20 protein-coding genes are annotated in these 25,495 nt (G+C 50.9%); 17 read left to right on the top strand and 3 right to left on the bottom strand.

The features are described 5' to 3' along the window. Positions 1-131: 131 nt before the first annotated feature. Both SPICO_RS09945 and SPICO_RS09940 read right to left on the bottom strand, forming a co-directional pair. On the bottom strand, positions 132-2,474 hold the full coding sequence (locus tag SPICO_RS09945) for an RCC1 domain-containing protein (protein WP_013740121.1): 2,343 nt from the start codon (positions 2,472-2,474) through the stop codon (positions 132-134). A gap of 318 nt (positions 2,475-2,792) precedes the next feature. After that, positions 2,793-5,138, bottom strand: coding sequence for an RCC1 domain-containing protein (locus SPICO_RS09940; protein WP_013740120.1), 2,346 nt, complete (start codon positions 5,136-5,138; stop codon positions 2,793-2,795). A gap of 476 nt (positions 5,139-5,614) precedes the next feature. On the opposite strand from SPICO_RS09940, the gene SPICO_RS07765 reads away from it, so the two are divergent. From SPICO_RS07765 to SPICO_RS07755, 3 genes are read left to right on the top strand one after another with little or no spacing between them, the layout of a single operon-like run. Beyond that, positions 5,615-6,070 carry a MarR family winged helix-turn-helix transcriptional regulator gene (locus SPICO_RS07765; RefSeq protein WP_013740119.1) on the top strand — a complete coding sequence of 152 codons (456 nt, stop codon included), beginning with the start codon at positions 5,615-5,617 and terminating at the stop codon, positions 6,068-6,070. Between the two features lie 18 nt (positions 6,071-6,088). Then, positions 6,089-7,840 (top strand): ABC transporter ATP-binding protein, encoded by a 1,752-nt coding sequence (locus SPICO_RS07760; protein WP_013740118.1) that lies wholly within the window; start codon positions 6,089-6,091, stop codon positions 7,838-7,840. Then, positions 7,833-9,764 (top strand): ABC transporter ATP-binding protein, encoded by a 1,932-nt coding sequence (locus SPICO_RS07755; RefSeq protein ID WP_013740117.1) that lies wholly within the window; start codon positions 7,833-7,835, stop codon positions 9,762-9,764. Before SPICO_RS07760 ends, SPICO_RS07755 begins: the two co-directional genes overlap by 8 nt. 31 nt (positions 9,765-9,795) lie before the next feature. Here SPICO_RS07755 and SPICO_RS07750 read toward each other — a convergent pair whose 3' ends face one another. After that, the gene (locus SPICO_RS07750) at positions 9,796-10,977 is read right to left on the bottom strand and encodes an iron-containing alcohol dehydrogenase (RefSeq protein WP_013740116.1); all 1,182 of its coding nucleotides are present in this window, start codon (positions 10,975-10,977) and stop codon (positions 9,796-9,798) included. Between the two features lie 314 nt (positions 10,978-11,291). On the opposite strand from SPICO_RS07750, the gene yhfZ reads away from it, so the two are divergent. From yhfZ to SPICO_RS07680, 14 genes are all read left to right on the top strand, one after another. Continuing rightward, positions 11,292-12,218 carry a GntR family transcriptional regulator YhfZ gene (gene yhfZ / locus SPICO_RS07745; protein WP_052295858.1) on the top strand — a complete coding sequence of 309 codons (927 nt, stop codon included), beginning with the start codon at positions 11,292-11,294 and terminating at the stop codon, positions 12,216-12,218. Between the two features lie 26 nt (positions 12,219-12,244). Further along, positions 12,245-12,607 carry a PRD domain-containing protein gene (locus SPICO_RS07740; protein ID WP_013740114.1) on the top strand — a complete coding sequence of 121 codons (363 nt, stop codon included), beginning with the start codon at positions 12,245-12,247 and terminating at the stop codon, positions 12,605-12,607. A gap of 10 nt (positions 12,608-12,617) precedes the next feature. Continuing rightward, entirely contained in the window at positions 12,618-12,974 is a 357-nt protein-coding gene (locus SPICO_RS07735) for a DUF2620 domain-containing protein (protein ID WP_013740113.1), read from the top strand. 42 nt (positions 12,975-13,016) lie between these two features. Continuing rightward, entirely contained in the window at positions 13,017-14,303 is a 1,287-nt protein-coding gene (locus SPICO_RS07730) for a YhfT family protein (protein WP_013740112.1), read from the top strand. A gap of 75 nt (positions 14,304-14,378) precedes the next feature. Continuing rightward, positions 14,379-15,500: an amidase family protein gene (locus tag SPICO_RS07725; RefSeq protein WP_013740111.1), complete on the top strand. Its 1,122-nt coding sequence runs from the start codon at positions 14,379-14,381 to the stop codon at positions 15,498-15,500. Next, on the top strand, positions 15,497-16,387 hold the full coding sequence (locus tag SPICO_RS07720) for a phosphotriesterase family protein (protein WP_013740110.1): 891 nt from the start codon (positions 15,497-15,499) through the stop codon (positions 16,385-16,387). The genes SPICO_RS07725 and SPICO_RS07720 overlap by 4 nt, the downstream gene beginning before the upstream one ends. A 5-nt stretch (positions 16,388-16,392) precedes the next feature. Then, positions 16,393-17,514, top strand: coding sequence for an aminotransferase class V-fold PLP-dependent enzyme (locus SPICO_RS07715; RefSeq protein ID WP_013740109.1), 1,122 nt, complete (start codon positions 16,393-16,395; stop codon positions 17,512-17,514). 7 nt (positions 17,515-17,521) lie between these two features. Next, the gene (locus SPICO_RS07710; RefSeq protein WP_013740108.1) at positions 17,522-18,685 is read left to right on the top strand and encodes an alanine racemase; all 1,164 of its coding nucleotides are present in this window, start codon (positions 17,522-17,524) and stop codon (positions 18,683-18,685) included. 51 nt (positions 18,686-18,736) lie between these two features. Further along, positions 18,737-19,939, top strand: coding sequence for a phosphopentomutase (locus SPICO_RS07705; protein WP_215904608.1), 1,203 nt, complete (start codon positions 18,737-18,739; stop codon positions 19,937-19,939). A 65-nt stretch (positions 19,940-20,004) separates the two neighbouring features. Next, positions 20,005-20,262 (top strand): HPr family phosphocarrier protein, encoded by a 258-nt coding sequence (locus tag SPICO_RS07700; RefSeq protein ID WP_013740106.1) that lies wholly within the window; start codon positions 20,005-20,007, stop codon positions 20,260-20,262. 18 nt (positions 20,263-20,280) lie between these two features. Beyond that, positions 20,281-21,918: a phosphoenolpyruvate--protein phosphotransferase gene (gene ptsP / locus SPICO_RS07695; protein WP_013740105.1), complete on the top strand. Its 1,638-nt coding sequence runs from the start codon at positions 20,281-20,283 to the stop codon at positions 21,916-21,918. 106 nt (positions 21,919-22,024) lie between these two features. Beyond that, a complete protein-coding gene (locus tag SPICO_RS07690) occupies positions 22,025-22,882 on the top strand; it encodes an electron transfer flavoprotein subunit beta/FixA family protein (protein ID WP_013740104.1) in 858 nt (285 codons plus the stop codon). Further along, positions 22,875-23,900 (top strand): electron transfer flavoprotein subunit alpha/FixB family protein, encoded by a 1,026-nt coding sequence (locus tag SPICO_RS07685; protein WP_013740103.1) that lies wholly within the window; start codon positions 22,875-22,877, stop codon positions 23,898-23,900. The genes SPICO_RS07690 and SPICO_RS07685 overlap by 8 nt, the downstream gene beginning before the upstream one ends. Then, entirely contained in the window at positions 23,897-25,312 is a 1,416-nt protein-coding gene (locus tag SPICO_RS07680) for an FAD-binding oxidoreductase (protein ID WP_013740102.1), read from the top strand. The genes SPICO_RS07685 and SPICO_RS07680 overlap by 4 nt, the downstream gene beginning before the upstream one ends. The last annotated feature ends 183 nt before the right edge of the window (positions 25,313-25,495 follow it).

Raw genomic sequence — 25,495 nt, 5'->3', positions numbered from 1 at the left:
GCGAATCCAAAGATGCGGATAGTGTCGCCTGTGTTCCGTTTCAAACACGTGTAACGCAAGAAATGTGAAGATTATGAGAATGGAGACGACCTGTTGGTTGGCGTGTATGCCGGTATCTCCTCATGTTCCGGTCAGAAAACTACCTGTTCGGGCGTGCTTCTGTTGGTATTATCACTGACACCCAGTTGGCCGTTAGTATTAAATCCAGTCGCCCAGAGCGATCCGTCCTTCTTCTGGATCAACGTGTGCTTGCATCCGGCGAAGACAGCCTCGACATCAGTTCCCATGGATGCGACCTTCACGGGAATCTCACTGTCGGTCTTATTGCCGAGACCCAGTTGACCCAAATTGTTTCGTCCAGTCGCCCAGAGCGTACCGTCCTTCTTCAGGATCATCGTGTAATACAGTCCGGCAGAGACAGCTGCGACGTCAGTCATGAACCCGGAAATATCGGTATCATCCTTGACCTGCACAGGTATGACTCTGCTATCCGTAGTGCCGTCACCCAGTTGACCATGGCTGTTGGATCCAGTCACCCAAAGCGTGCCGTCCTTCTTCAAAATCATTGTATGGAAGAATCCGGTAGAGACAGTCGCGACATCAGTCATGAACCCGGAACCATCGGTATCATCCTTGACCTGCACAGGCGTGCTTGTGCTGTTCCCTAAACCCGAAGTGCCATCACCCAGTTGGCCATTATAATTTTGTCCTATCCCCCAGAGCGTGCCATCCTTCTTCAGAATCATTGTGTGATCGTATCCGGCGGAGACGGCCGCGACATCAGTCATGAACCCGACCCCACCAAACCCCTTGACCTGCACGGGAGTCTTATTTTCAGTCGCCCAGAGCGTGCCATCCTTCTTCAGGATCATCGTGTGCCTGCCTCCGGCGGAGACAGCCGCGACATCAGAACCCATGGACGAAACCTGCACGGGCGTGCTTCTGTCGGTATTATCACCGACCCCCAGTTGACCAGCTTTGTTCTCTCCAGTCGCCCAGAGCGTGCCATCCTTCTTCAGAATCATCGTGTGATGACTTCCGGCGGAGACAGCCGCGACATCAGTCATGAACCCGACCCCACTAGAATCCTTGACCTGCACGGGCGTGCTTATGGTGGTAATATCATCGACCCCCAGTTGACCGTAATAGTTGGATCCAGTCGCCCAGAGAGTACCATCAGTCTTCAGAATCATTGTGTGATCATCTCCAGCGGAGACTGACTTGACCTTCACCATCCACTGTGCATACAACGTCACGTCATCAGCGGGCATGGTGAGGGACTCACTGGCGGCATAGTGGCTTCCGTTGCCATCAGGCAGAGTATTCCATCCGGAGAACTCATGGCTGTCCCTCTCCAATGTTCCGGAACCTGGCAGTGTGACCAGGCTTCCCCCATGAGCATACATCCGTCCCGGAGCATTGCCTCTCGTGGCTCCGTTGTCCTCAAAGGTGAGGCTATATGCCTTTTCCGCTGCCCCGTTCACCTCGCCTCTGGTGTTCCAGTCCACTATCCCTATGAGAATCTCCGCGACGGCGACTTCATGAGTATCCGTATTGAGCGTCATGTTGTAGATATGCTGCTTGCCTGCGTCAAAGTGAATCTTGCCTTGGTCAGAGGTCGCTACGGAAGTTGCTGCCCATGTGTATGTACCATCGCCAGCACCACCGGTCAGGACAAACTCCAGGCTCACGTTATCCAGGGCAAAAGTGTTGTCCACAGGTATCAGTACAGCCTCAAAACGGCGGTTCCCTGCGGTTCTTTCCGCAGCCGTAAGGGTGTCGGAAATGTCCTTCATGACGATATCAATGTCGCTGGGGATTACAGGGGTCACATCTCCGCTGTTAAGGTCGATTGTTGCCTGCGTGTTCATGCCCGTGACAGTGGCGACAAGCGTACCACCGTTGATGGCATCCTTATCAACGGTGGTACTTGGCCCAACGTTGACAACAAGGCGAGAGAGGGCATGACTGAGCGTCAGGCTGACTGTCGAGGTGTTGTTCTGGACACCAGCCTTCTTCCCCCATAGGAAGTCAGCCTTTCCGGTGTCCTGTTCCCCGGAACCCGGATAGACGTTTATGGATAGAGCAGTGGTATCAGAGATGGGAGACACGTAAGGATAGTAGGCGATGAAATCAAACTCTGTGATAGCAGGGGTGGAGATGTCATCCCACTTCAAGGGGTTGGAGGCGTCAACAGGGGAGAAGGCGGAGAAGTTGATGCTCGCCGTATCTGCCACATACTTCACATTGTCACGGTCGGTCGCGGCGACAGTATCCACGTCCCCACCGGCCTCCACCATGTAGATGCCGACCGCGTCCCCGATACTCCAGCCGGAGTCAGCGGCGGCCTTGCGTCCTATCTCCGTGGTGAAGCGCACGTCGTTGGCGTGTGAAACACATAGGTTGCCGTTGCATGAAGCAAAGACGAAAAGCACCATGAGGAGACTTGCAAGCACAATACCGTTCTTTCTCACTTTTTTTACCCTTATCTTTCCATGGAAAACCAAAAATCATTCATCAAAATATAATGAAGGGAGGGGTTAATCTGGCAAAGCATGATGAATTGATGAGTTAATGTAGGGGATATCGGTAATAGTGACGATTACCCGAAAGTATGATTTTGACGTGAAAAGATATAATACTTTCGGGTTACTCGAATCCAAAGATGCGGATAGTGTCGCCTGTATTCCATTTCAAACGTGTGCAACGCAAGAAAGCAAGAAATGTGAAGATTATGAGAATGGGAACGACCTGTTGGTTGACGTGTGCGCCGGTATCTCATCATGTTCCGGTCAGAAAACTACCTGTTCGGGCGTGCTTCTATCGGTTCCGGAACCGCTGTCACCCAGACCCAGTTGACCCAAAAAGTTGTATCCAGTCGCCCAGAGCGTGCCGTTCTTCTTCAGAATCATCGTATGGAACCCGGCGGAGACAGCCGCGACATCAGACCCCATGGACGAAACCTGCATGGGCGAGCTTCTGTCGTTATTATCACCGACACCAAGTCGACCCGAATCGTTTGATCCAGTCGCCCAGAGCGTGCCGTCCTTCTTCAGAATCATCGTATAGGACTCTCCGGCGGAGACTGACGCAACATTGGAGCTGACCTGCGCGGGCGTGCTTCTGTTTATCTTATCGCTGACACCCAGTTGGCCCTGCTCGTTCTTTCCAATCGCCCAGAGCGTGCCGTCCTTCTTAAGGATCATCGTATGGGCCCATCCGGCGGAGACAGTCGCGACATCAGTCATGAACCCGACCCCACTAGAATCCTGGACCTGCACGGGAGTAGTTCTGATGGTCGTAGTGCCGTCGCACAGTTGACCAAAATAGTTGAATCCAGTCGCCCAGAGCGTCCCGTTCTTCTTCAGAATCATCGTATGGAACCCTCCGGCGAAGACATCCTCGACATCAGTCATGAACCCGACCCCATTCAAACCCTTGACTTGCACAGGCTTGTTTCTGTCATCCGTAGTGCCGTCACCCAGTTGACCGGCAGTATTTTGTCCAGTCGCCCAGAGTGTGCCGTCCTTTTTCACAATCATCGTATAGGACTCTCCGGTGGAGACAGCCGCGACATCAGAACCCATGGACGAAACCTGCACGGGCGTGCTTCTGTTGGTATTATCACCGACACCCAGTTGACCCACTTTGTTGCGTCCAGTCGCCCAGAGCGTGCCATCATTCTTCAGGATCATCGTATGGGACCATCCGGCGGAGACAGCCGCGACATCAGTCATGACCTGCACTGGCGTGCTTTTGCTGTTCACGGTACCTGAAGTGCCGACACCCAGTTGACCATATTCGTTGTTTCCTGTTGCCCAGAGCGTCCCGTCCATCTTCAGAATTAACGTGTGAAAACCTCCAGCGGAGACTGACTTGACCTTCACCATCACCTTCCACTGTGCATATAACGTCACGTCATCGGCGGGCATGGTGAAGGACTCACTGGCGGCATAATGGCTTCCGTTGCCATCAGGCAGAGTATTCCATCCGTAGAAATCATGGCTGTCCCTCTCCAATGTTCCGGAACCCGGCAGTGTGACCTGGCTTCCCCCATGAGCATGCATCCGTCCCGGAGCACTGCCTCTCGTGGCTCCGTTGTCCCCAAAGGTGAGGCTGTATGCCTTTTCCGCTGCCCCGTTCACCCCGCTTCCGGTGTCCCAGTCCACTATCCCTATGCGAATCTCCGCGATGGCGACTTCATCCGTCTTCGTATTGAGCGTCATGTTGTAGACATGCTGCTTTCCCGCGTCAAAGTGAATCTTGCCTTGGTCAGAGGTCGCTACGGAAGTTGCTGCCCACGTGTATGTATGAGTACCACTACCATCAGTCAGGGTAAACTCCAGGCTCACGTTATCCAGGGCAAACGTGTTGTCCACAGGTATCAGTACAGCCTCAAAACGGCGGTTCCCTGCGGTTCTTTCCGCATCCGTGAGCGTGCCGGAGATGTCCTTCATGACGATATCAATGTCGCTGGGGATTACAGGGGTCACATCTCCGGTATCCAGATTGATTGTTGCCTGAGTGTTCAAGCCCGTGACCGTGGCGACAAGCGTACCACCGTTGATGGCATCCTTATCAACGGTGGTACTTGGAATGACATTGACGACAAGGCGGGAGAGGGCATGACTGAGCGTCAGGCAGACCGTCGATGTATTGTTCTGGACACCGGCCTTCTTCCCCCACAGGAAGTCAGCCTTTCCGGTATCCTGTTCCCCGGAACCCGGATAGACGTTTATGGGTAGAGCTGTGGTATCAGCGATGGGAGACTCGTAAGGATAGTAGGCGATGAAATCAAAGTATGTGATGGCAGGGGTGGAGATGTCATCCCATTTCAAGGGGTTGGAGGCGTTAACAGGGGAGAAGCCGGAGAAGTTGATGCCCGCCGTATCTGCCACGTACTGCACATTGTCACGGTCGGTCGCGGCGACAGTAGCCACGTCCCCACCGGCCTTAACCATGTAGATGCCGACTTCATCCCCGATACTCCAGCCGGAGTCAGCGGTGGCCTTGCGTCCTATTATCTCCGTGGTGAAGCGCACGTCGTTGGCGTGTGAGACACATAGGTTGCCGTTGCATGAAGCAAAGACGAAAAGCACCATGAGGAGACTTGCAAGCACAATACCATTCTTTCTCACTTTTTTTACCCTTATCTTTCCATGGAAAACCAAAAATCATTCATCAAAATATAATGAAGGAAGGGGTTAATCTGGCAAAGCATGATGAATTGATGAGTTAATGTAGGGGATATCGGTAATAGTGACGATTACCCGAAAGTATGATTTTGACGTGAAAAGATATAATACTTTCGGGTTACTCGAATCTAAAGATGCGGATATTGTCGCCTGTATTCCGTTTCAAACGTGTGCAACGCAAGAAAGCAAGAAATGTGAAGATTATGAGGCTGGGGACGCTCCAGACTTTTGCAACATACCCTTACCTATGCATATGTCCTTACCATCTCCTCCGTGCCATGAAGAGTTGAAAAAATCACCATGGAAAACACACAGAAAACCGACATCGATTTGCTTGACCTTGTTGGCCTTGGATGGCATATTCCTATATTGTTCCGCATCGAACTGTTAACAATGGAACTAATTTCTGGAGGATGGAGATGAACCAGCGCAAAGTCATCCGTTGCCTACGTGGTTTGAACTGCATGGTCAGGCGATACACGCATTCGTTTGCCGGCAGACGTGAGGTAGAACGTCTCACCGGAAACAACGGATGGATTATCGGATATCTGGCGGACAACGATGGCATTGATATTTACCAGAAGACCATTGAAGAACATTTCATGATTGCCAGATCCACGACATCCCGTATCCTCAGCTCCCTTGAAGCCGACGGTTTCATCATCCGCAGGAGCGTTGATTCGGATGCCCGCCTGAAAAAGATAGAACTTACGGACAAGTCCCGCGCCATACGTGAAATGATGTACATGGACATTGACAGCCTTGAGCGGGCTTTGCTTGAAGGCTTCTCCGGACGGGAGACATATGAGCTTGTCGGGTATCTTGACAGGATGATGGAGAACATCACCCGTGCCCATGAACAGATGCAGATATGAGGAAATATGAGGAGAAACATGGTCAGAAAACTGTTTGCCAGCATTCGTGAATACAAGAAACCAGGTCTCATGGCGCCTCTGTACGTCATCATCGAATCAATCTTGGAAATACTCATCCCGACACTCATGGCCTTGCTGATTGACAACGGCATAGCAAAGAGCAACATGAACGAAGTGCTGCGGGTAGGAATCGTGCTGGTCGTCTTTTCCCTTTTTGCACTGTTCTTCGGCGTGCGGGCGGGAACCAATGCGGCTGTGGCGGCCTCCGGCTTTGCCAGGAACCTGCGCAAGGATATGTTCTACAACGTCCAGACTTTCTCTTTCTCAAATATCGACAAGTTCTCGACATCGAGCATCATCACCCGGCTGACAACCGATGTGACCAATGTCCAGATGGCCTATCAGATGGTCATTCGTCTGGCTGTGCGTTCCCCTTTCATGATTATCTTTGCCATGATTTTCTCATTCCGGATCGATAGCAGTATGTCCATGATTTTCCTGGGAGCCATCCCGGTTCTGGGAATAGGCTTGTGGTTCATCATGAGCAGTGTTCATCCGATTTTTGCCAAGGTCTTCGGCTACTATGACCTCTTGAACAGCGCGGTGGAGGAGAATCTTCACGGCATGAGGGTGGTCAAGTCATACAACCGCGAGAAGTTCGAGGAAAAGAAGTTCACCGGCATCTCCCAGTTAATCTTCCAAGGTTTCACCCGTGCGGGGAAACGGCTTTCATTTGTCGCGCCGCTGATGCAGATATGTCTCTACACCAGCATGTTGCTCCTTTCATGGTTCGGCGCCAAAGAAATCATAGCCAGCGGGAACAATGCGGCCATTGGACTGTCCACCGGAGAGTTGGCCAGCATGATTACCTATGCCATGCAGATACTGATGAGCCTCATGATGCTTTCCATGGTAGTTGTGATGATTACTATTTCCCGTGCCTCAATTGAACGAATAGCAGCTCTCCTTTCTGAAAACAGCGATCTGACGAATCCTGAAAATCCGGTTTGTGAGGTTCCTGATGGTTCTGTTGTGTTCGACCATGTGACATTCTCATACTCCCGTACGGCGGACAAGCCCGTGCTGGATGATGTCTCGGTCGCGATAGCGGCTGGCCAGGTGGTAGGCATTATCGGCGGGACAGGTTCTTCAAAGTCCAGCTTCGTCCAGCTCATTCCCCGTCTCTATGATGTCATCTCCGGTTCCGTGCGGGTAGGCGGCGTGGATGTGAGGGACTATGAGGTAGATGTCCTGCGCAACCAGGTGGCCATGGTACTCCAGAAGAATGTGCTGTTCTCAGGAACCATCAAGGAGAATCTCAGGTGGGGCAATGAGAACGCCACTGACGATGAAATGCGTCATGCCGCTCAGCTTGCCCAGGCTGATGAGTTCATAAGCGGGTTTCCTGACGGCTACGATACCTACATTGAGCAGGGCGGGAGCAATGTGTCAGGTGGACAACGGCAGCGGCTGTGCATAGCCCGCGCCCTGCTGAAGAATCCGAAGGTTCTGATACTGGATGATTCCACCAGCGCGGTGGATATGGCGACGGACTCAAAGATACGGGAAGCCATGCGTACCCATATCCCCGGTACGACCAAGATTATCATTGCCCAGCGGGTCGCCTCTGTCCAGGATGCCGATATGATCATTGTACTGGATGATGGCCGGATATCAGCAGTCGGGACGCATGAACAGTTGCTTGAATCCAGTTCAATCTATTGTGAAGTCTATCATTCGCAGACAAAGGGGAGCATCCTCCATGAGTAAGACAGCCGTGAAACCAAAAGCACGTGGGACGGGGATGACCCCAGGTCGTTTCAAGCCGGGGACTATCAAGCGTCTTCTTTCCTACATGGGGCAATACAAGGTGCGTCTGACGGTCGTGACCGTGTGCATCCTTATCACTGCCGGAACCAGTGCGCTTTCTGCCCTGTTCCTTCAAGTCTTGGTTGATGACCATATCCTGCCGTTGCTCGGACAGGTGAACCCTTCCTATGCCGCCATGTTCCGGGCCATCCTGGTAATGGGAGCCATCTATCTGGGTGGTGCGCTTTCCGCATTCATCTCCAACCGAACCATGGTGACTATTGAGCAGGGGACGCTCAAGAAAATCAGGGACGACATGTTCTCCCACATGCAGAAACTGCCCGTAAAGTATTTTGATACCCATGTCCATGGGGATGTGATGAGCCGCTACACCAATGATGCTGATTCCCTGAGACAGGCAATCTCCCAGAGCATCCCCCAGATGTTCTCCTCACTTATTTCGGTCATTGCGGCTTTCGTGTCGATGCTCTACCTGAGCATTGTCCTGTCCGGTTTCGTCATCCTGTTCACCGTCGGTCTCATGCTCACTGTGCGTATGTTGGTCAGCAAGAGCCGTATCCACTTCATAGGCCAGCAGCAGGCATTGGGAGACGTGAACGGCTATATTGAGGAAATCATCAATGGCCAGAAGGTGGTTAAGGTCTTCTGTCATGAACAGAAAGTCAAGGAAGCCTTTGACCATAAGAATGACCAGCTCTGCTCCAGCGCGACCAAGGCGGGTATCTACGGCAACATCACCATGCCGGTAATCGGAAGCATGGGTTATCTGCTCTATGTACTTATAGCTATCGTCGGCGGCGCGGGAGGGATAGCGGGAATCCCGAACCTGACCATCCAGGGAATGGGACTCTTGAGCATGGGGACAATCATTTCCTTCCTCACGCTGTCCCGAAGTTTCGTCAATCCCATTGGTCAGATATCCATGCAGTTCAACATGGTGATCATGGCTCTTGCGGGCGCGTCACGCATCTTTGATTTACTCGATGAGCCGATTGAGTCAGATAGCGGGTACGTAACACTGGTCAATGCGCGGATTCATGAGGATGGCAGCATTGAGGAATGCACGGAACGTACTGGTTTTTGGGCGTGGAAGCATCCTCACAAGGACGGTACGATTACCTATGCGCAGCAGCGGGGTGACATCAGGTTCCTTGATGTGAACTTCGGGTATGTACCCGGAGAGCTGGTGCTCAAGGACATTTCCCTGTACGCCAAGCCGGGGCAGAAGGTTGCTTTTGTCGGTGCCACGGGGGCGGGCAAGACTACGGTCACCAACCTGATTAACCGTTTCTATGACGTAGAGGATGGCAAGATTCGGTATGACGGCATCACTATCAAGAAGATCCGCAAGGCCGACTTGAGGCGGAGCCTGGGCATGGTGCTACAGGACGTGAATCTTTTCACGGGCACGGTAATGGACAATATCCGCTACGGGAAACTCGACGCGACTGATGATGAATGCATTGAGGCGGCCAGGCTGGCCAATGCGGACAGCTTCATCAGGATGTTGCCCGATGGCTACCAGACTATGTTGAAGGGCGATGGCAGCGGTCTTTCACAAGGTCAGCGGCAGTTGATTTCCATTGCCCGTGCCGCTGTTGCCAATCCTCCGCTGATGATTTTGGATGAGGCCACCAGTTCCATTGATACCCGTACCGAGTCTCTGGTTCAGAAGGGAATGGATGCTCTGATGAAGGGTCGGACTGTCTTTGTCATTGCGCATCGGCTTTCGACAGTCCAGGATTCCAATGTAATCATGGTGATGGATAAAGGCAGGATCATCGAGCGGGGAACCCACGAGCAGCTCATTGACATGAAGGGCAAGTACTGGCAGCTCTACACCGGAGCCTTGGAGCTGGAGTAGGCTGCCTTGCCGGACATTGCCAAGAAGAATCTTACCGTGCCGCTCTATATATTTTAATCATGTCATCCTTTTTCAAGGACATGACAGCACCGAGGCCATCAGGGAAGATAGCACTGCATTTCTCGGCCATTTCCTCAATCTGGGCATCAGTGGGAGAAATTCCCAGCTCAGTCATTGATGTGGGCATTTTGATGAAGCGGTAAAACTCCTCCATGGCCTCAATTCCTTTCACGGCTATTTCCTTGTCAGTACCGGTTGCCGGAACGCCCATGACATTCACGGCGAACGTGACAAAACGCCCTGGAGCAGCCGTGTACACATAGCGTGCCCATGTTCCCCACAGCGCGGCAAGACCTGCGCCATGAGCAACATCGAACATGCCGCCTATCTCATGTTCCAGCCTGTGGGTGGTCCAGTCGCCGCCGCCGGTTCCGCATCCGGTCAGGTCATTGTGGGAAAGGCTTCCCGCCCACATGACTTCCGCCCTGGCGTCATAGTCGTCCGGCTTGTCCCTGAGTATCCGGGCATTTTTCATCACTACCCTGAGCAATGCTTCGCTGATGCCATCAGTAAGGTCGTAGTTGTCGCTCTGGTTGAAGTATCTTTCCATGGTATGCATCATGATGTCTGTGCAACCGCATGCCGTCTGGTAGTCAGGCAGGCTCATGGTCAGTTCAGGATTCATGATGGAGAATTTCGGTCGGCATGCATCGTTGTTGTATCCACGCTTGAAACCACCATCTTCCTTGGTGATGACACAGGAACTGCTCATCTCGCTGCCTGCCGCGGCAATGGTCAGGACTGTTCCGATAGGCAGGCACATTGTGGCATTCCTGCGTCCGTCAAAGAAATCCCAGACATCGCCGCCATTGGCGACTCCATACCCTATTGCCTTTGCGGAGTCAATGACGCTTCCTCCTCCTACGGCAAGGATGAAATCAACTCCCTCTTTCCTGCATAGCTCAATCCCTTCGTAGACAAGGGAGAGAAGGGGATTAGGAACAACGCCGCCAAGGGTTACATATGCTATGCGCTCCGCTTCCAATGTTGCTTGTATCCTGTCCAGAAGGCCGGATTTCCTGGCGCTGTTTCCACCATAATGGATGAGGATTTTCTTGCAAGCCTGTTCTTTCACAAGGGAGGCGACCTGAGTCTCCGCGCCCTTCCCAAAGATGATTTTCGTCGGTGTATAGTAAACAAAATTCCGTTTCATTTTCATTCCTCTTGTCCGCGCACAGCCCATGTCATGGATTCTGGCGGTTCTGTTTTCTCATGCATTGATATCATGCGCTGATATCATGCACTGGTATTGTGCCTGTCAGTACTATGATACCCTGTTTCCCGGCAGAAAGAAATATGCCTGCGGTGTTTAATCTTTGACGGAGGAAGAAGGGCAACGAAAGAAGTCCGCCCTTTTATTTCCGGTTTTTATTTCTACAATTTTTTCTTTCTTTTTTCATAAGGTGATGGTAAAATACGACAAACAGAAAATACGAAATTTCGTATATTATGAGGGAGTTGTACATCGTGCTGAAGAAGAAGTTGATGAATAAAGTCGGAATTGCCACCCAACAGGTTGCGGCGGCTTTCTGCGGTCTGGAAAAAGGGGATCGTATCATGACCGTAGAGGAGATGTCCCGACAGTTCAATGCTTCACGGGGAACAATTCAGACGACTCTTTCATTCCTGCAACAGGAAGGGGCAATAAAGCTCCAACCACGAGGAAGCCTTGGAACCTTCATTACGGATCTCAATCTTTCGCTCCTCCTTGACATATGTGACATGAATTCACTGGTCGGCGTCATGCCGTTGCCCTATTCAAAAAGATATGAAGGTCTTGCTACAGGCATAAGTACTTCCATGAACAAAGGAAAAATGCGAACGTCCCTTGTTTTCTCACGCGGTGCTGATAATCGGCTTGAAGGAATCCTGGAGCAGAGATATGACTTTGCGGTGGTCTCCCGCCTTGCCGCCGAGCATTATGTAGAAAAACAGTACCCCATTGTCATTGCGCATAATTTTGGTCCGCATACGTATGTTGATCAGCATGCCCTGGTGACGTGCAGGAACGGAGTGAATCTGAAAGCGCAGGATTTTTCAAACTGTCGCATTGGTGTCGATGAAGCATCTACGGATCAGAGGATACTGTCACATCGTTTCTTTCGTGATACCCAGGTAACATATGTCCCCATAGTATACAACCAGGTTATTCCTGCCCTTAAGGGAAATGATATTGACGCCACCATTTGGAATGCCGATGCCCTGGATGCCAGGAAGAATGGAATCTTCTCATTCCCTCTGGAACAAATTAGTCAGGATGATACTGAAGCAGCCATAATCCACCTGGCCGGAAAACCATTCATATCACGTATCCTCGCAGAATTGCTGAATCCTGACGAGGTGTTGGAATACCAGAAAAAAGTCATGGCAGGTGCATGCATGCCTCAGTACTAAGAGAAAACAAAAAGGAGAAAGCCGTCATGGACATCACTACGCGCATGGATCTGCTTCTGGACTCAGGAGTTCTTTCTGCCAGGAATTACAAGGTAGTCAAGGATGTCATTGCCCATTTCTCCCGTGCCCATGGGGTAACGCTTACAGAAGAAAATGGGGCGGGCTTCATCACTCATCTGTGCATTGCGCTGGAAAGAACAGGGAAGGGAGAGGCGGTACAACCTTTGGCATCTGAAGTCCTGGAGGAGAGCCAGTCTGAACCTGAGTACCCACGGGCACGGTTTTTGGTAGAAGACATTGTGCGTTTCATTCCGGAGTTGCCGGAAACAGAGAAAGACTATCTATGCGTACACGTCGGCGTCTTGCTTTCCAAGCTACAGGATTCTTGAGGAGGATGGAATGAAGAAGATTGTGGTCGGAGGACAGATGGATAAACAGGAGATCGCCATTCTGGCAAGGAAAATTGCCGGCGACAGGGCGACCGTTGAAATAAAAAGCGACATTGATGCGGCCATGGCAATCAGGACAGGAGCTGCCGACATATACCTGGGAGCTTGTAGCACCGGGGGTGGAGGAGCTCTCGCCTTGGCTATAGCCATCTTGGGACTGGGTTCATGCTGTACTGTGTCCATGCCGGGGAGCATCAAGAGTGACGAAGAAATAAAAAAGGAGGTTGAAGCAGGTAAAAAAGCATTTGGGTTTACTGCTCAAGACATTGGGAAAGTAGTTCCAATCATTCTTTCATATGCATTGTGAATTGCTTATCTGACTGGAATCGAAAAAAAGAGGGAGGAGTCTATGGTCATTCAGTATATCACCATAGCATTAATGGGAGCGTTGGCATCGGTGCTCTCGAATACTGGAGTAGCAGTATTCAATGATGGTTTTCGTCCGATACTTCCTGAATACCTGGAAGGGAGGATGGACAGGAAAGCCCTTGCGGCAACATCCTTTGCAATCAGCTTCGGACTTGTAATCGGATTTGGAATCCCCGTCTCGCTGACTTCGACAATCATCCTCATCCATAGCATCTTGCTGGGGACGGATATCATTGGCACTTTCTGCGGAAAGGGCAAGAAAGGCATGATCATCGCCGGTGGTCTGGGCGCGTTATATGGAGTCGGTCTTGTCGCTGGGTTGCAATTCATTGTTGATCTTTTTTCCAAGCTGCCGATTAATTTCCTTGGCTCCCTTGGACAGGTCAGCACTCCGATTACCATTGCGTTCGCAATTTTCCCCGCAGTAGCCGTTGCATTGGAATATGGTCTCAAGAAGGGTATTCTTACAGCGGGCGTGACACTTCTTATCCGCCAGATAGTCACGGTTTTCGGATCGTTCCCCATGGGCGAGTATACGATATCCCTGAACAAGGACGGAATGGCTTTGCTCGCCGGCATGGTTTTCCTGGTTGTGTATGCAGTCCGGGATAAGGAAGGCGCGGGAACGACTAACGAACAGCTTGTCGCCGTATTCAGTGAGAAAGTATCACGCATCCGCAAGAACATCCCATATCTTGCTGTCATGGGCGGTCTTGTCGCCTGTGCGACGAGCCTTTCCATTGTAGCCGGTGATCCTATCAGCTTGGGTCTTGCGGCAAATGGAGAGCTGGGAAATGCAGCTATGACGGCGCTGGCACGTGCGATTGGCTTCATCCCGTTGATAGCCACGACTGCGATTACCACGGGCGTATATGGTCCGGTAGGAATGACCTTTGTATTCGTAATAGGTTTCCTTGTACGTAATCCAATCATTGCCCTCATTCTTGGTGCTGGAATCATTGTCCTTGAAGTCCTGCTGCTCACTTACATAGCAAAGTTGCTTGACAAGTTCCCAGGGGTACGGAAATGCGGTGACAACATAAGGACCGCCATGAGTCGCGTCTTGGAAATTGCCTTGCTGATCGGCGGTATGATGGCTGCCCAGGCAATTGCTCCGGGATTCGGACTCTTTGTCATCATTGGAATGTATTTGCTGAACAAGTTTGCAAAGAAACCTATTGTTGAACTTGCCATTGGACCTATCGGCGCAATTGCCGTAGGAATCCTTGTGAACATCCTTCATATCATTGGCTTATACCCGGTGTGATGATAAGGGGAAATCTGTCATTCATGCGGTTTGTGCCGGAATGGCTGGCCTGAACCGCATGAAATGGAGAACGTAATGAACAGTAGCCGTACGGCCATGTATGCACAAAAGACTTTTCTTGCTTTGAAGAATCCTTATTCCTCCGTGGATGAGGTACATCCGGCCATCCTGGCGGATTTTGGAAGAATCATGGAGGATGAGGATGTCAGGTATGTCGGAGTGAAGAACCGTGTGCAAATTCCTCCCACTCTCATGTCAAAGTTGAGAAAGGGAGGATCGTACAGGCTGCATACTTTAGATGTTGCCAGCCATGGAGGGCGGGCTATTGATATTTTCCTTCGCAATCCTGTCACCGGCAGGCCAATGACAGGATCTTCAAGCGGCACTGCCATCAATGTCCGTATTGGCATCAATGACATAGGAATTGGTACGGACGGAGGAGGATCTGTCCTTGCCCCTGCGCTATGCTTGAACCTGTATGCGTGCATCAGTCCTTTGATAGAATCAGAATGGCTGTCGCGTTTTTCCCGAACTTCGACGGATGGTATATCATTCCGTCCCTCGGTAGGATTCATCACGAGGGATTATGATGAACTGCTTCGTGTTGTCTCATGTGTCCTTGACCTCGATATGGCAGACATGGAAAAGAACACCAGGGAAATGGCTTCTGTCTTTCCTGTTCCGGAATCCTCTGACACCTCTGACAGGGACGGGAGTTCAGTTTTGGTAATGGAAAGTTTCGCGAAAGAAAAATTCCATTCTCTCTCCTGTCCCGATGTATATGATTCGCGGATGCCTCTCATTGAGTTCTTGAAGGATGTGCTGCCGACATGTGACGCCATCATCGCCCATGAAGGGCCGGTGGATGTCGCTGGGTTCGGAGACTCTGTTTTCGGGCATTGGGACGCAAGAACCCGGATTCTGCAACGGGCAGGGAAAAAGGGACTGCTCCGTGTCGTTACCATGGCAGGAGCATCCGCCATTGCTGTGCCTTCCCATGAATTTGCTTCCGGGATTGTTCTCATCTGTGAATCAACGCCGGAGAAAATTGCCAGGATGTTGTGTGCCGCCCGCTTATTCGTAGTTCCTGAGGATGATATGACAGCTTTGTACATATCCAATCCCGCGCACTATTTTCCCGTGGGTTTCAACGATGTCAGTGAAGATTATTTCATTCCGGCAGGAGAAAGAAAATGAATAATGATGTTTTTCCTTGTGTATATGCTCATGAACATACGACGATAGACCTTTCAGGAGTCAAGAAAACCGATGATTGCAGACTGGATGAAAAAGAACAGACCATAGCGGAATTTTCCAGGCTGCGGGAGCTGGGGGTTTCCACCATCATAGACATGACGAATAAGGGAATGGGTCGTAATGTCATGTATGTGGAGGAAGTAGCCCGGAGGACGTCACTGAACATCCTCCATGGTACAGGGTATTACAAGGAGCCATTCCTGCCGGAAGAAGCGTATGAACTTGATGAGCCTTCCATTGCCGCCATGATGATCCGTGAGTTGACACAAGGGATTGACGACACTTCTGTCAAAGCATCTTTCATAGGGGAAATAGGTACGGACAGGAACGCCATTTCAGACTTGGAAAAGAAAATATTCCGCGCGGCATCGAAAGCTCACCTGGAAACTGGCGCGGCCATCGCGACACATACGACGCTCGGTACCTTGGGGATGGAACAGGTGGCTTTGTTCAAGACCATGCGCGTTGACCTGTCCCATGTGGTCATCAGTCATGTAGACCTGTCCGGAGATTTTGAATACATGGTCAGGCTTATGGATGAGGGAGTCACTATTGCGTTCGATACAATCGGTAAAGAAAATTACATGCCTGACGAGAAACGGAAGGACTGGTTGGTCACGTTGTGTGCGCGTGGCTATTCAGGACAGATTGTCATGTCAATGGATATAACGCGCAAGTCGCAGTTTAAAGCCAATGGAGGGCTTGGGTATTCTTACTTGCTTGAAACCTTCGTTCCTCTGCTGGTGGAAGCGGGAATCAATAAGGCTGATCTCAAGAAGATGCTTCATGATAACCCAAAAAGGGTCTATAGGTTCGAGGAGAACTGACAAAAATGAAGACGTACCCATTGGAATCCATGTCCCTTGAAGATGCAAAACGTCTCCAGTTCCATATAGTGGACTGTGCCTGTCGTCATTTTTCCGGGAAAGAATTGTTGTCAGCAGGTGATTTCGGGATTGACCCTTCATCCCACGGCCCCCGTCAGACTCGGCGGGTAGAAAAGGCTATAGCCGCCATCTTCGGTGCGGAGGATGCGGTTCTGGTCAGAGGGGCTGGGACTGGCGCAATCCGGTATGCGCTCGGTTCCATGCTGCCGGACACCGGTGTCCTGTTGCTCCACGATGCTCCTGTCTATCCTACGACGCAGGACACGTTGGCAACCATGAAAGCGGAGACGGTCACCGTTGATTTCAACGACAAGGATGCCCTCATGTCCGTACTTCGCGCCAGGACAAACATAACGACCGCGCTTGTACAGGTCACGCGTCAGAAACCGGATGATTCCTATGATGCGCATGATGTCATCTCATGCATCAAAGCCGCTGACAAGCGAATTGCAATCCTTACCGATGATAACTATGCAGTCTTCAAAATTCCTTTGATAGGCTGCCAGGGAAGCTGCCAGGAAGGGGCGGATGTTTCTTGTTTCTCCAGCTTCAAACTGTTGGGGCCGGAAGGGGTGGGCATTGTCGTCGGTCGTCAGGAATATGTCCGGCTCATCCGTTCCCGGTGCTATTCCGGCGGAAGCCAGGTTCAAGGACCTGAAGCAATGGAGGTACTCCGGGGATTCGTTTATGCGCCTGTTTCCTTTGCTATTCAGGCGGAAGTGACTGATGAGATACTCCGCAGGCTCAATGCGGGGGAAGTCCACGGGGTGAGGAAAGCATTCATTGCCAACGCCCAGTCACGAGTCATACTTGTTGAATTTGAAGAAAATATTGCTGATAAGCTCCTGGAAACCGCGGAAAAATATGGCGTGGCGCCATATCCCGTGGGAAGTGAGTCAAAATATGAGTTTGCTCCGATGTTCTACCGAGTGTCCGGTACATTCCGTGAAGCCTGTGTGGGCATGGAAAAGAACACGATTCGCATAAACCCCATGAGATCCGGCGCTGATACGGTTCTCCGCATTCTGACGGAGTCGCTCTCTACTGTCCTGAAAGACAAGGAATGATCTGCCTATGTTCCTCAACAAAGTCATGGAGTTGAATCCAAGTCTGGTCGATGCCGCGATTTTCTTTCATAAAAAAGGGGAGCTTCTCCCTGATACGTATGTGATTGACATGGACAGGCTTGCCCTTAATGCTGAAAACCTCAAGAAAACAGCTGACGCCGAGTCTGTCTCGCTTTATTTCATGCTCAAGCAGGTGGGACATAACCCCGTCATTGCCCGTCTTCTGACAGACATGGGCTATGCCGGAGCTGTGGCTGTGGACTATCGGGAAGCTCTTGAGTATGTAGACCAGGGAATCCCGCTTGGGAATGTCGGGCATCTTGTGCAGACTCCGAAGGCAACGCTTCCGAAGATTCTTTCCGCCCGTCCTGAGATAATGACCATATATTCACTGGAAAAGGCTCAGGAAATCGAACATATATGCTCGCACCTTCATATGGAGCAGCAGGTGATGCTGCGGGTCATGGATAATGGAGATATCTGCCTTCCCGGACAGACTGGCGGTTTTTCGCTTGCAAGCCTGCCGGAAGTGGTAAGTTCGCTGCGTAAGCTCCCCCATGTCCATATTGCCGGTGTAACGGCTTTCCCCTGTTTCTTATATGACGAAAAGCGCGGGACAATCTTTCCTACGCATAATTCCTCCACTGTAGTGAAAGCCGCAGCCTGGTTACGGGACAGGGGAATTCCTGTCTCCCAAGTCAATCTTCCCAGTGCCACATGCTCCGACACCATTCCTCTCATACATCAGATTGGAGGGACACATGGCGAACCTGGTCATGGCTTGACCGGGACTACGCCCTTGCATGCGGAAAAAAACTGTGCGGAAATTCCTGGCATCGTCTATGTCAGTGAGGTTTCCCATACGGAGGGCGGAATGTCCTTCTGTTATGGAGGAGGTCATTACCGGCGTTCCCATATGCGGCTTGCCTTGGTTGGTGACACACGTGAAAGCCGTGTGGTTCCCGTCCGTCCTCCGGCAGAGGAGAACATAGATTACTATTTCACGCTGGAAGGACTCCATCCTGTTTCTGAGAGCGTCATCATGTCTTTCCGTACACAGATGTTTGTCACCAGAAGCTCGGTAGCTCTCATGACCGGCCTGTCACAGGGAATGCCGCGCATTTCGGGGATATTCACTTCATCGGGGCAAAAAATTCGGGGCAGGGAATGAGGCTATAAAAAACGGGGCCATGAAAACGAGGTAAAGTAAATGAAGCGATTCATGATCATAGTTCTGGATGGTTTCGGAGTAGGCCAGATGCCTGATGTCCCACAGGTCAGACCGCAGGACATAGGATCAGATACATGGGGTCATATTCTTGACGCATTGCCTGAAATCAAACTTCCCGTCTTGGAGCAGCTTGGCCTGATGAACATAACGGGACGGGAGAGTGAGAACATGAAAATCAGTCCTTCAGCCATCTATGGAAAAGGAACACTCACTCATCATGGCGCTGACACGTTCTTCGGACATCAGGAAATTGTGGGCACGAAGTATAGGACACCTTTCAGCGAGCCGTTCAAGAATAAAATTGATACGGTGCGCAGTGTTCTTCAGGAGAAGGGATATCGCGTCAGGGAATACGCCGGAGAGAAGGAAAAGATATTGATTGTCAACGATGCGGTGACAGTAGCGGACAACATTGAATGTGATCCAGGCCAAGCGTTCAATGTGACGGGTGCTTTGGATTTTATTTCCTTTGAAGAAGAACTGAAGATAGGTCGTCTGGTACGCAGTGTATCCCTTGTTCCCCGTGTCATCACTTTCGGGGGGAGAAATACATCGTTGGAGAAAATACTTTCTGCTCTTGAGGAACATGACAACGGTTATATAGGCATAAACGCACCGGAGTCCGGAGTATACGACAATGATTATCATTGCGTTCATATGGGGTACGGGGTAAATCCTGATGTCCAGGCTCCTTCAATCATAGGCCGCGCGGGGCTGCCGTCAATTCTCCTTGGGAAAGCCGCCGATGTCATTCAGAATCCTTTCGGCCATAGTTTTTCCATAGTCGAGACGGAAGCTGTCCTGGACAAGATGATTGAAGTGATCCAGACATATCCTGAAGGTTTCATCTGTTGCAATGTCCAGGAAACAGATTTGTCGGGACATCAGGAAAGCGTGGAAAAGTATGCCCGGATACTTCGTCTGGCGGATCGGAAGATAGGCGAAATCATACGTCTCATGGATCATGGGGATATTCTGGTCGTGATGGCTGACCATGGTAATGACCCTACCATAGGGCATCCTCATCATACGCGTGAATATGTTCCTCTCATGATTCATTGCGCGGGCTTCCATCCCGGCTGCATAGGTATACGGAAGACATTATCTGATGTTGGCGCGACCGCCACAGATTATTTCAAACTTTCTCCTACGGAGAACGGAACCAGTTTCTTACAGCAGCTACAGAAATTTTGATGATAGTTTGATAATGGAACATAGGGTATAGGACAGGGGATATAGGACGGGGGACGGTAGGGAAAATGAAGAATTTCACACATACGGTTACGGTTGAAAACGGGCTTCACGCCAGACCCGCAGGGCAGGTGGTAGCATTCGCCAAGAGTCTTTCCTCTGATGTGACGATTTCGGCGAAAGGGAAAAGCGCTGATTTGAAAAAACTTTTTTCCTTGATGAAACTTGATATCCAGAAAGGGGAGGTCATTACAGTCTCCCTGGAAGGAGAGCATGAGGAGAGTGACTGCCAGGCATTGGAGACATATTGCCAGCAAAACATGTGAAGGAGAGGGGGTGTTCTCATGCATTCAGTTGATGGAAAAGGAATATCTTCCGGAGTCGCCATGGGGCCTGGTATTGTGTGGCGCAAGACAGATTCCCTTGGGGTTTCTCATGCGTCATCCCTTTCTGTGGAAGCAGAGCTGATTCGCTTTGAAAAAGGATTGGAGGATGCCCGAAAAGAAATCGAGCGAACTTTCCGCATGGCTGTGGATACAGCGGGAGAAGATCATGCACAGGTGTTTTCCATACATCTGATGATGCTGGAGGATGATGACTTTCTTTCCTCTGTTTCATCTGCCATCAGATCCGGAGCAACGGCAGAACATGCTGTCTGGCATACGGCGGAAGCTCTTGCCGCGGAGTTTGCGGCGCTTGATTCCGAGTACATGAGGGCACGGAAAGACGATATTTTGGATATTGGCAGGGTGTTGGTTTCCCGCTTGACAGGGAAGACGGACATGATTCCGGAGAGCGCCATTCCTTTTATCCTCATAACATCAGACCTGTCTCCGAGTGAAACAATGAGCATGGATCGCAAAAAAATCATGGCAATTGTCCTTGAAGAAGGGTCAGTTACTTCCCATGCTGCCATTCTCGCACGTTCATTGGGAATACCCTGTATCATTTCCGCGCGGGGAGCCTGCTCAGCCGTCCTTGAATCAGAGCGTGTGATTGTAGATGGAGAGGCCGGGACTATGATTGTCAATCCTGATGAAGAAATGACAGGGCGGTATGAAAAACGTATCCACGCCCAGAAGAGTGAAGATCAGGAGTTGCGAAGCATAGGAAAACGTAAGGCAGTGACCAAGGATGGCAGACATGTTCCTGTTTTTGCCAATATCGGTTCTCCTGAAGAAGTGGATGAGGCTCTATCTTACGGCGCGGAAGGAGTCGGACTGTTCAGGACTGAATTTCTGTTCATGAAAAGGTCGGCTCCTCCGTCAGAGGACGAACAAGTCGAAGCCTACAGAAAAGTCCTTGAAGGCATGGGAGACAAGAAGGTCGTCATACGGACTTTGGATTTCGGGGCGGATAAACAGGTCTCCTATCTCCCCACGAAGAAGGAAGAAAACCCGGCATTGGGGTTGCGTGCAATCCGTCTCTGCCTGACCCATAAGGAAATGTTCATCACTCAGCTCCGCGCCTTGGGCAGGGCGTCCGTCTTTGGCAATCTCAGGATAATGATTCCAATGGTTTCGCGGCTTGATGAGATTATACAAACGAAGGAATTGTTTGAGTACGTAAGAATGGATTTGAGAAAAGAAGGGATTGCCGTCCGTGACTCCATTCCTTTCGGAATCATGGTGGAGACTCCGGCGGCAGCGGTATTGAGCGCGGAACTGGCCGAGCATGTTGATTTCTTCAGCATAGGGACAAATGATTTGACGCAGTATGTTCTGGCAGCCGACAGAATGAATGAAGATGTGGCATCCTGGTACGATGTTGAAAATCCTGCTGTCATGTCCTTAATAAGACAGACTGTCGCCAATGCGAAAGCCCGTTCCATTACCGTGAGTATCTGTGGAGAAGCGGCGGGTAATCCAGTCCTGGCAGAAAAATTCCTGCGCATGGGGGTTGATGAACTGTCAATGTCTTCAGCCCTTATTCCCCAGGCGAAGCGGGCGATATGCGGCTTGAACCTGAAAGGGAACGCATGAAAATAGCTACGGTCAAAAATTTATTTACTGATCATAATTCCCATCATGCGGTGAGAAAAATTCACTTGTATATCAGACATGCCGAATATGATGGCAAGGAGGGACAATGTATATTGTCGTGCCTATCAAGCAAGTTCCGGAGACAGGCAATGTAAAGATGGATCCGGAAACGGGAACCATGATACGTTCCGGGTCGGAGGCAATTATCAATCCCTTGGATCTCTATGCCTTGGAAACAGCGTTGCGCATCAAGGAACAGATTGGCGGCAGGGTCACGGCGTTGACCATGGGACCTCCCGCAGCATCCAAGGTTCTTAAAGAAGCCATTGCCATGGGATGCAATGATGCCGTCCATCTTTCTGACAGGGCTTTCGGTGGCGCGGATACATGTGCCACGTCTTATACGCTTGCCTGTGCCATCAGGAAACTGGAGCATGTGGATCTCATTGTGACAGGCGAGCATGCGACGGATGGGGATACGGGACAGGTCGGTCCCGCCTTGGCCGCGTGGCTCGGCATGGCTATGGTCACGTATGCGGCAAAACTTCTTGAGGTCGAGGAAACTCACATCACCGTGGAACGTCTTGTCGAAGAAGGATATCAGAAGGTTCGGGCGCGTCTTCCCGCGGTTCTGACGGTCGTAAAAGAGATTGTCGTCCCGCGCCTTCCCACTCTGGCAGGAAAAAAACGGACACTTCATGCTGAAATTCCCGTGTGGGATGCAAAGACATTGGACGCCGATCCCTCCCTTCTTGGACTCAAAGGTTCTCCCACACGGGTAGTAAGGATTGAAACGCCCAAAATAACGAGAAACACCACCATAGTGAAGGTTTCGGAAGAATTTCCCGCAAGCGATGCTGTCGATCAGCTTCTGCGGTTTCTGAAGGACAAAAATCTGTTGGGACATCTGCCAGGGCATCTACCAGGACATCTGCCGGGACAGGAGAGAGGTCGCCATGCATGACGTATGGACTTTGGCTGAATGCCACGGAACTACGCTCAAGGATGTTTCCTATGAGCTTCTCGCGTGGGGGAGGACTCTGGCGGATTCCTTGCGCTGCAAACTTTGTTCGGTCGTAATCGGTGACATCCCGGATGATGAGATCCGACTTCTGTTCACTTATGGCGCTGATTGTGTATATGTCGTTACCCATGAACAGCTCGGATGGTCGGGTCATGAAGTATATGTCAATATCCTTACCGGATTGTCCGAGGAACATAAGCCTGAAATATTCCTTGGCGCAGCTACGACGAGTGGACGCAGCATCTTTCCTGCTCTGGCGGTACGGCTGAGAACCGGCCTTACTGCCGATTGCACCGAGCTGTCCATTGAGGAAAAGAGCGGGAACCTCCTTCAGACACGACCCGCTATCGGCGGCAATATCATGGCTACGATAAAGACACCTGAGCATCGCCCTCAGATGGCTACGGTCAGGGCAAAATCCATACGGCATCTTCCCGCCGATTCTTCCCGTAAAGGAGAAATCGTCCGTGTGCCCTGGAACCCTGCATGGCAGGATGAAAGAGTCACCGTCCTGGGGACACGGAAGGAACATTCTGATCAGGGCTCAATCATGGAAGCTGAAATTGTGGTGGCAGGGGGAAAGGGCTTGAAGAAAAAAGAGAACTTCCGCTTGATTGAAGACCTTGCCCATGCGCTTGGCGGTCAGGTCGGGGCAACCCGTGATGCCGTGGACAGGGGATGGAAGGGATATCCGCATCAGGTAGGGCTTTCCGGAAAGACAATTTCCCCGCGGCTTTACATGGGAATAGGGATATCCGGCGCGGTACAGCACATGGCAGGTATCAAGACGGCGGAATGCATCGTGGCGATCAACGCTGACGAGCGTGCGAATCTCTTGCGCGTCGCGGACTTCGCGTTGGTGGGAGACCTTTTTGAGATTGTTCCGGAACTGCTCAGGCGCTTGAACTTGGCCTTGGACTTGGCCTTGGACTTTGTCCTGGAGGATGGAAGCACATGAACATGTATGCGACAGTAACCCCTGCCTTGGTGGAAGAACTCGTGAAGATACTTGGTTCCCATAATGTTCTGTATGACAAGGACAGGATGGAAGCCTACAGCCATGATGAGACATCCATTGAGCATTATGCCCATATGCCGGAGGTCGTCGTTACTCCCTTGAACACTGAGCAGGTTGCCCTGATTATGAAACTTGCGTCCCGTGAACGGATTCCGGTGACTCCGCGTGGAGCAGGTTCAGGGCTTTCCGGTGGGGCGATACCTGTATTCGGCGGGATTGTTCTTTCGTTGGAAAAAATGAATAAGGTGCTGGAAATAGATGAGAAAAACCTTACGGTGACGGCGGAAGCTGGGGTCATCACCAATGAACTGAACGAGCAGGTGAAGGCTCACGGATTGGTCTTTGCCGGATATCCCATGAGTCTTGAGACATGTTTTCTTGGAGGAAACATAGCGGAGAACGCCGGAGGCGGGAAAGCCGTGAAATACGGCGTCACCGGACGTTATGTCCTTGCTCTGGAGGTCGTGACTCCCCACGGAGATGTCGTCCGGCTCGGTGGTAAAGTGACCAAGGATGTTTCCGGGTATGATCTCAAGCAATTGTATATCGGTTCCGAAGGGACGCTCGGAATCATAACGAAGGCCATCATCAAACTTATCGGGCTGCCTGTGGTAAAGGCTGATCTTCTTGTGTCGTTCAAGACTGCCCAGGAAGCGATTGATGTCGTCCCGGTCATCATGACCAAAGGTATCATCCCCACCAGCATGGAATTCATGGACAGACTTTCCATTGAAATGTCCTGCGTGTATTTGAATGAGACACTTCCCATTGAAGGTGTCGGGGCGATGTTGTTGATTGAGCTTGACGGTACGGATGAAGGACAGGTAGAAAGGGACATGATTGCCATTGGTGATATCTGTAATGAGCATGGGGCAATGGAGGTCTATATTGCGGAAGACAGGAACACCCAGGAACGTATCTGGGCTGTACGCAGGAATATCGCGGAAGCTCTGAAAGTATATAGCCCGGTGCAGAGCCTTGAAGACATTGTTGTTCCCATGGGTTCCATTGCTGATGTCTTGCCTGAACTTTCCCGTCTTTCTGAAAAATATGATATCACCATTCCTTGTTACGGACATGCGGGGGACGGGAATCTCCACGCGACGCTGGTCAAGAATCCTGAAAGCAACATTGAGCATTGGAACATCATTGAACCTGAAATCTTGAGGGAACTGTACGCCTTCATAGTGCGGGAACTCGGCGGCAAGATAAGCGGTGAGCATGGAATAGGATTGAAGCGGAAAAGGTATTTGAAAGAATTGATTCCTGCTGAGGAATATGAGCTTTACAGGATTGTGAAGGAAGCGTTGGATCCGCAGATGATCATGAACCCTGGGAAAATCCTTGGTTGAAGGCAAGACATACATACGAACTCATCATTTGACTGGATGGCGGATGCCGCCAGAATGGTCGTGATGTCTTTTTTGGCATCATATTCGCGCATGCACTTATTTCTGTTATTGGATATTATTTACACTTTGACGCGTATTAAAAAACCATAACTGCAATTTATAAGAAAAATAGTGGCTTGACTG

Origin of the sequence: Parasphaerochaeta coccoides DSM 17374 (assembly GCF_000208385.1) — a bacterium.
Taxonomy (GTDB): Bacteria; Spirochaetota; Spirochaetia; order Sphaerochaetales; family Sphaerochaetaceae; genus Parasphaerochaeta; species Parasphaerochaeta coccoides.
Note: the sequence above shows the minus strand (reverse complement) of the source record. Positions and strands in the feature narration are given on the sequence as shown.

Coding starts and splice junctions, on each gene's coding strand:
- SPICO_RS07765 (WP_013740119.1), top strand. CDS start 5,615: ATGAACCAGCGCAAAGTCATCCGTTGCCTACGTGGTTTGAACTGCATG.
- SPICO_RS07760 (WP_013740118.1), top strand. CDS start 6,089: ATGGTCAGAAAACTGTTTGCCAGCATTCGTGAATACAAGAAACCAGGT.
- SPICO_RS07755 (WP_013740117.1), top strand. CDS start 7,833: ATGAGTAAGACAGCCGTGAAACCAAAAGCACGTGGGACGGGGATGACC.
- SPICO_RS07750 (WP_013740116.1), bottom strand. CDS start 10,977: ATGAAACGGAATTTTGTTTACTATACACCGACGAAAATCATCTTTGGG.
- SPICO_RS07740 (WP_013740114.1), top strand. CDS start 12,245: ATGGACATCACTACGCGCATGGATCTGCTTCTGGACTCAGGAGTTCTT.
- SPICO_RS07735 (WP_013740113.1), top strand. CDS start 12,618: ATGAAGAAGATTGTGGTCGGAGGACAGATGGATAAACAGGAGATCGCC.
- SPICO_RS07730 (WP_013740112.1), top strand. CDS start 13,017: ATGGTCATTCAGTATATCACCATAGCATTAATGGGAGCGTTGGCATCG.
- SPICO_RS07725 (WP_013740111.1), top strand. CDS start 14,379: ATGAACAGTAGCCGTACGGCCATGTATGCACAAAAGACTTTTCTTGCT.
- SPICO_RS07720 (WP_013740110.1), top strand. CDS start 15,497: ATGAATAATGATGTTTTTCCTTGTGTATATGCTCATGAACATACGACG.
- SPICO_RS07715 (WP_013740109.1), top strand. CDS start 16,393: ATGAAGACGTACCCATTGGAATCCATGTCCCTTGAAGATGCAAAACGT.
- SPICO_RS07710 (WP_013740108.1), top strand. CDS start 17,522: ATGTTCCTCAACAAAGTCATGGAGTTGAATCCAAGTCTGGTCGATGCC.
- SPICO_RS07705 (WP_215904608.1), top strand. CDS start 18,737: ATGATCATAGTTCTGGATGGTTTCGGAGTAGGCCAGATGCCTGATGTC.
- SPICO_RS07700 (WP_013740106.1), top strand. CDS start 20,005: ATGAAGAATTTCACACATACGGTTACGGTTGAAAACGGGCTTCACGCC.
- ptsP (WP_013740105.1), top strand. CDS start 20,281: ATGCATTCAGTTGATGGAAAAGGAATATCTTCCGGAGTCGCCATGGGG.
- SPICO_RS07690 (WP_013740104.1), top strand. CDS start 22,025: ATGTATATTGTCGTGCCTATCAAGCAAGTTCCGGAGACAGGCAATGTA.
- SPICO_RS07685 (WP_013740103.1), top strand. CDS start 22,875: ATGCATGACGTATGGACTTTGGCTGAATGCCACGGAACTACGCTCAAG.
- SPICO_RS07680 (WP_013740102.1), top strand. CDS start 23,897: ATGAACATGTATGCGACAGTAACCCCTGCCTTGGTGGAAGAACTCGTG.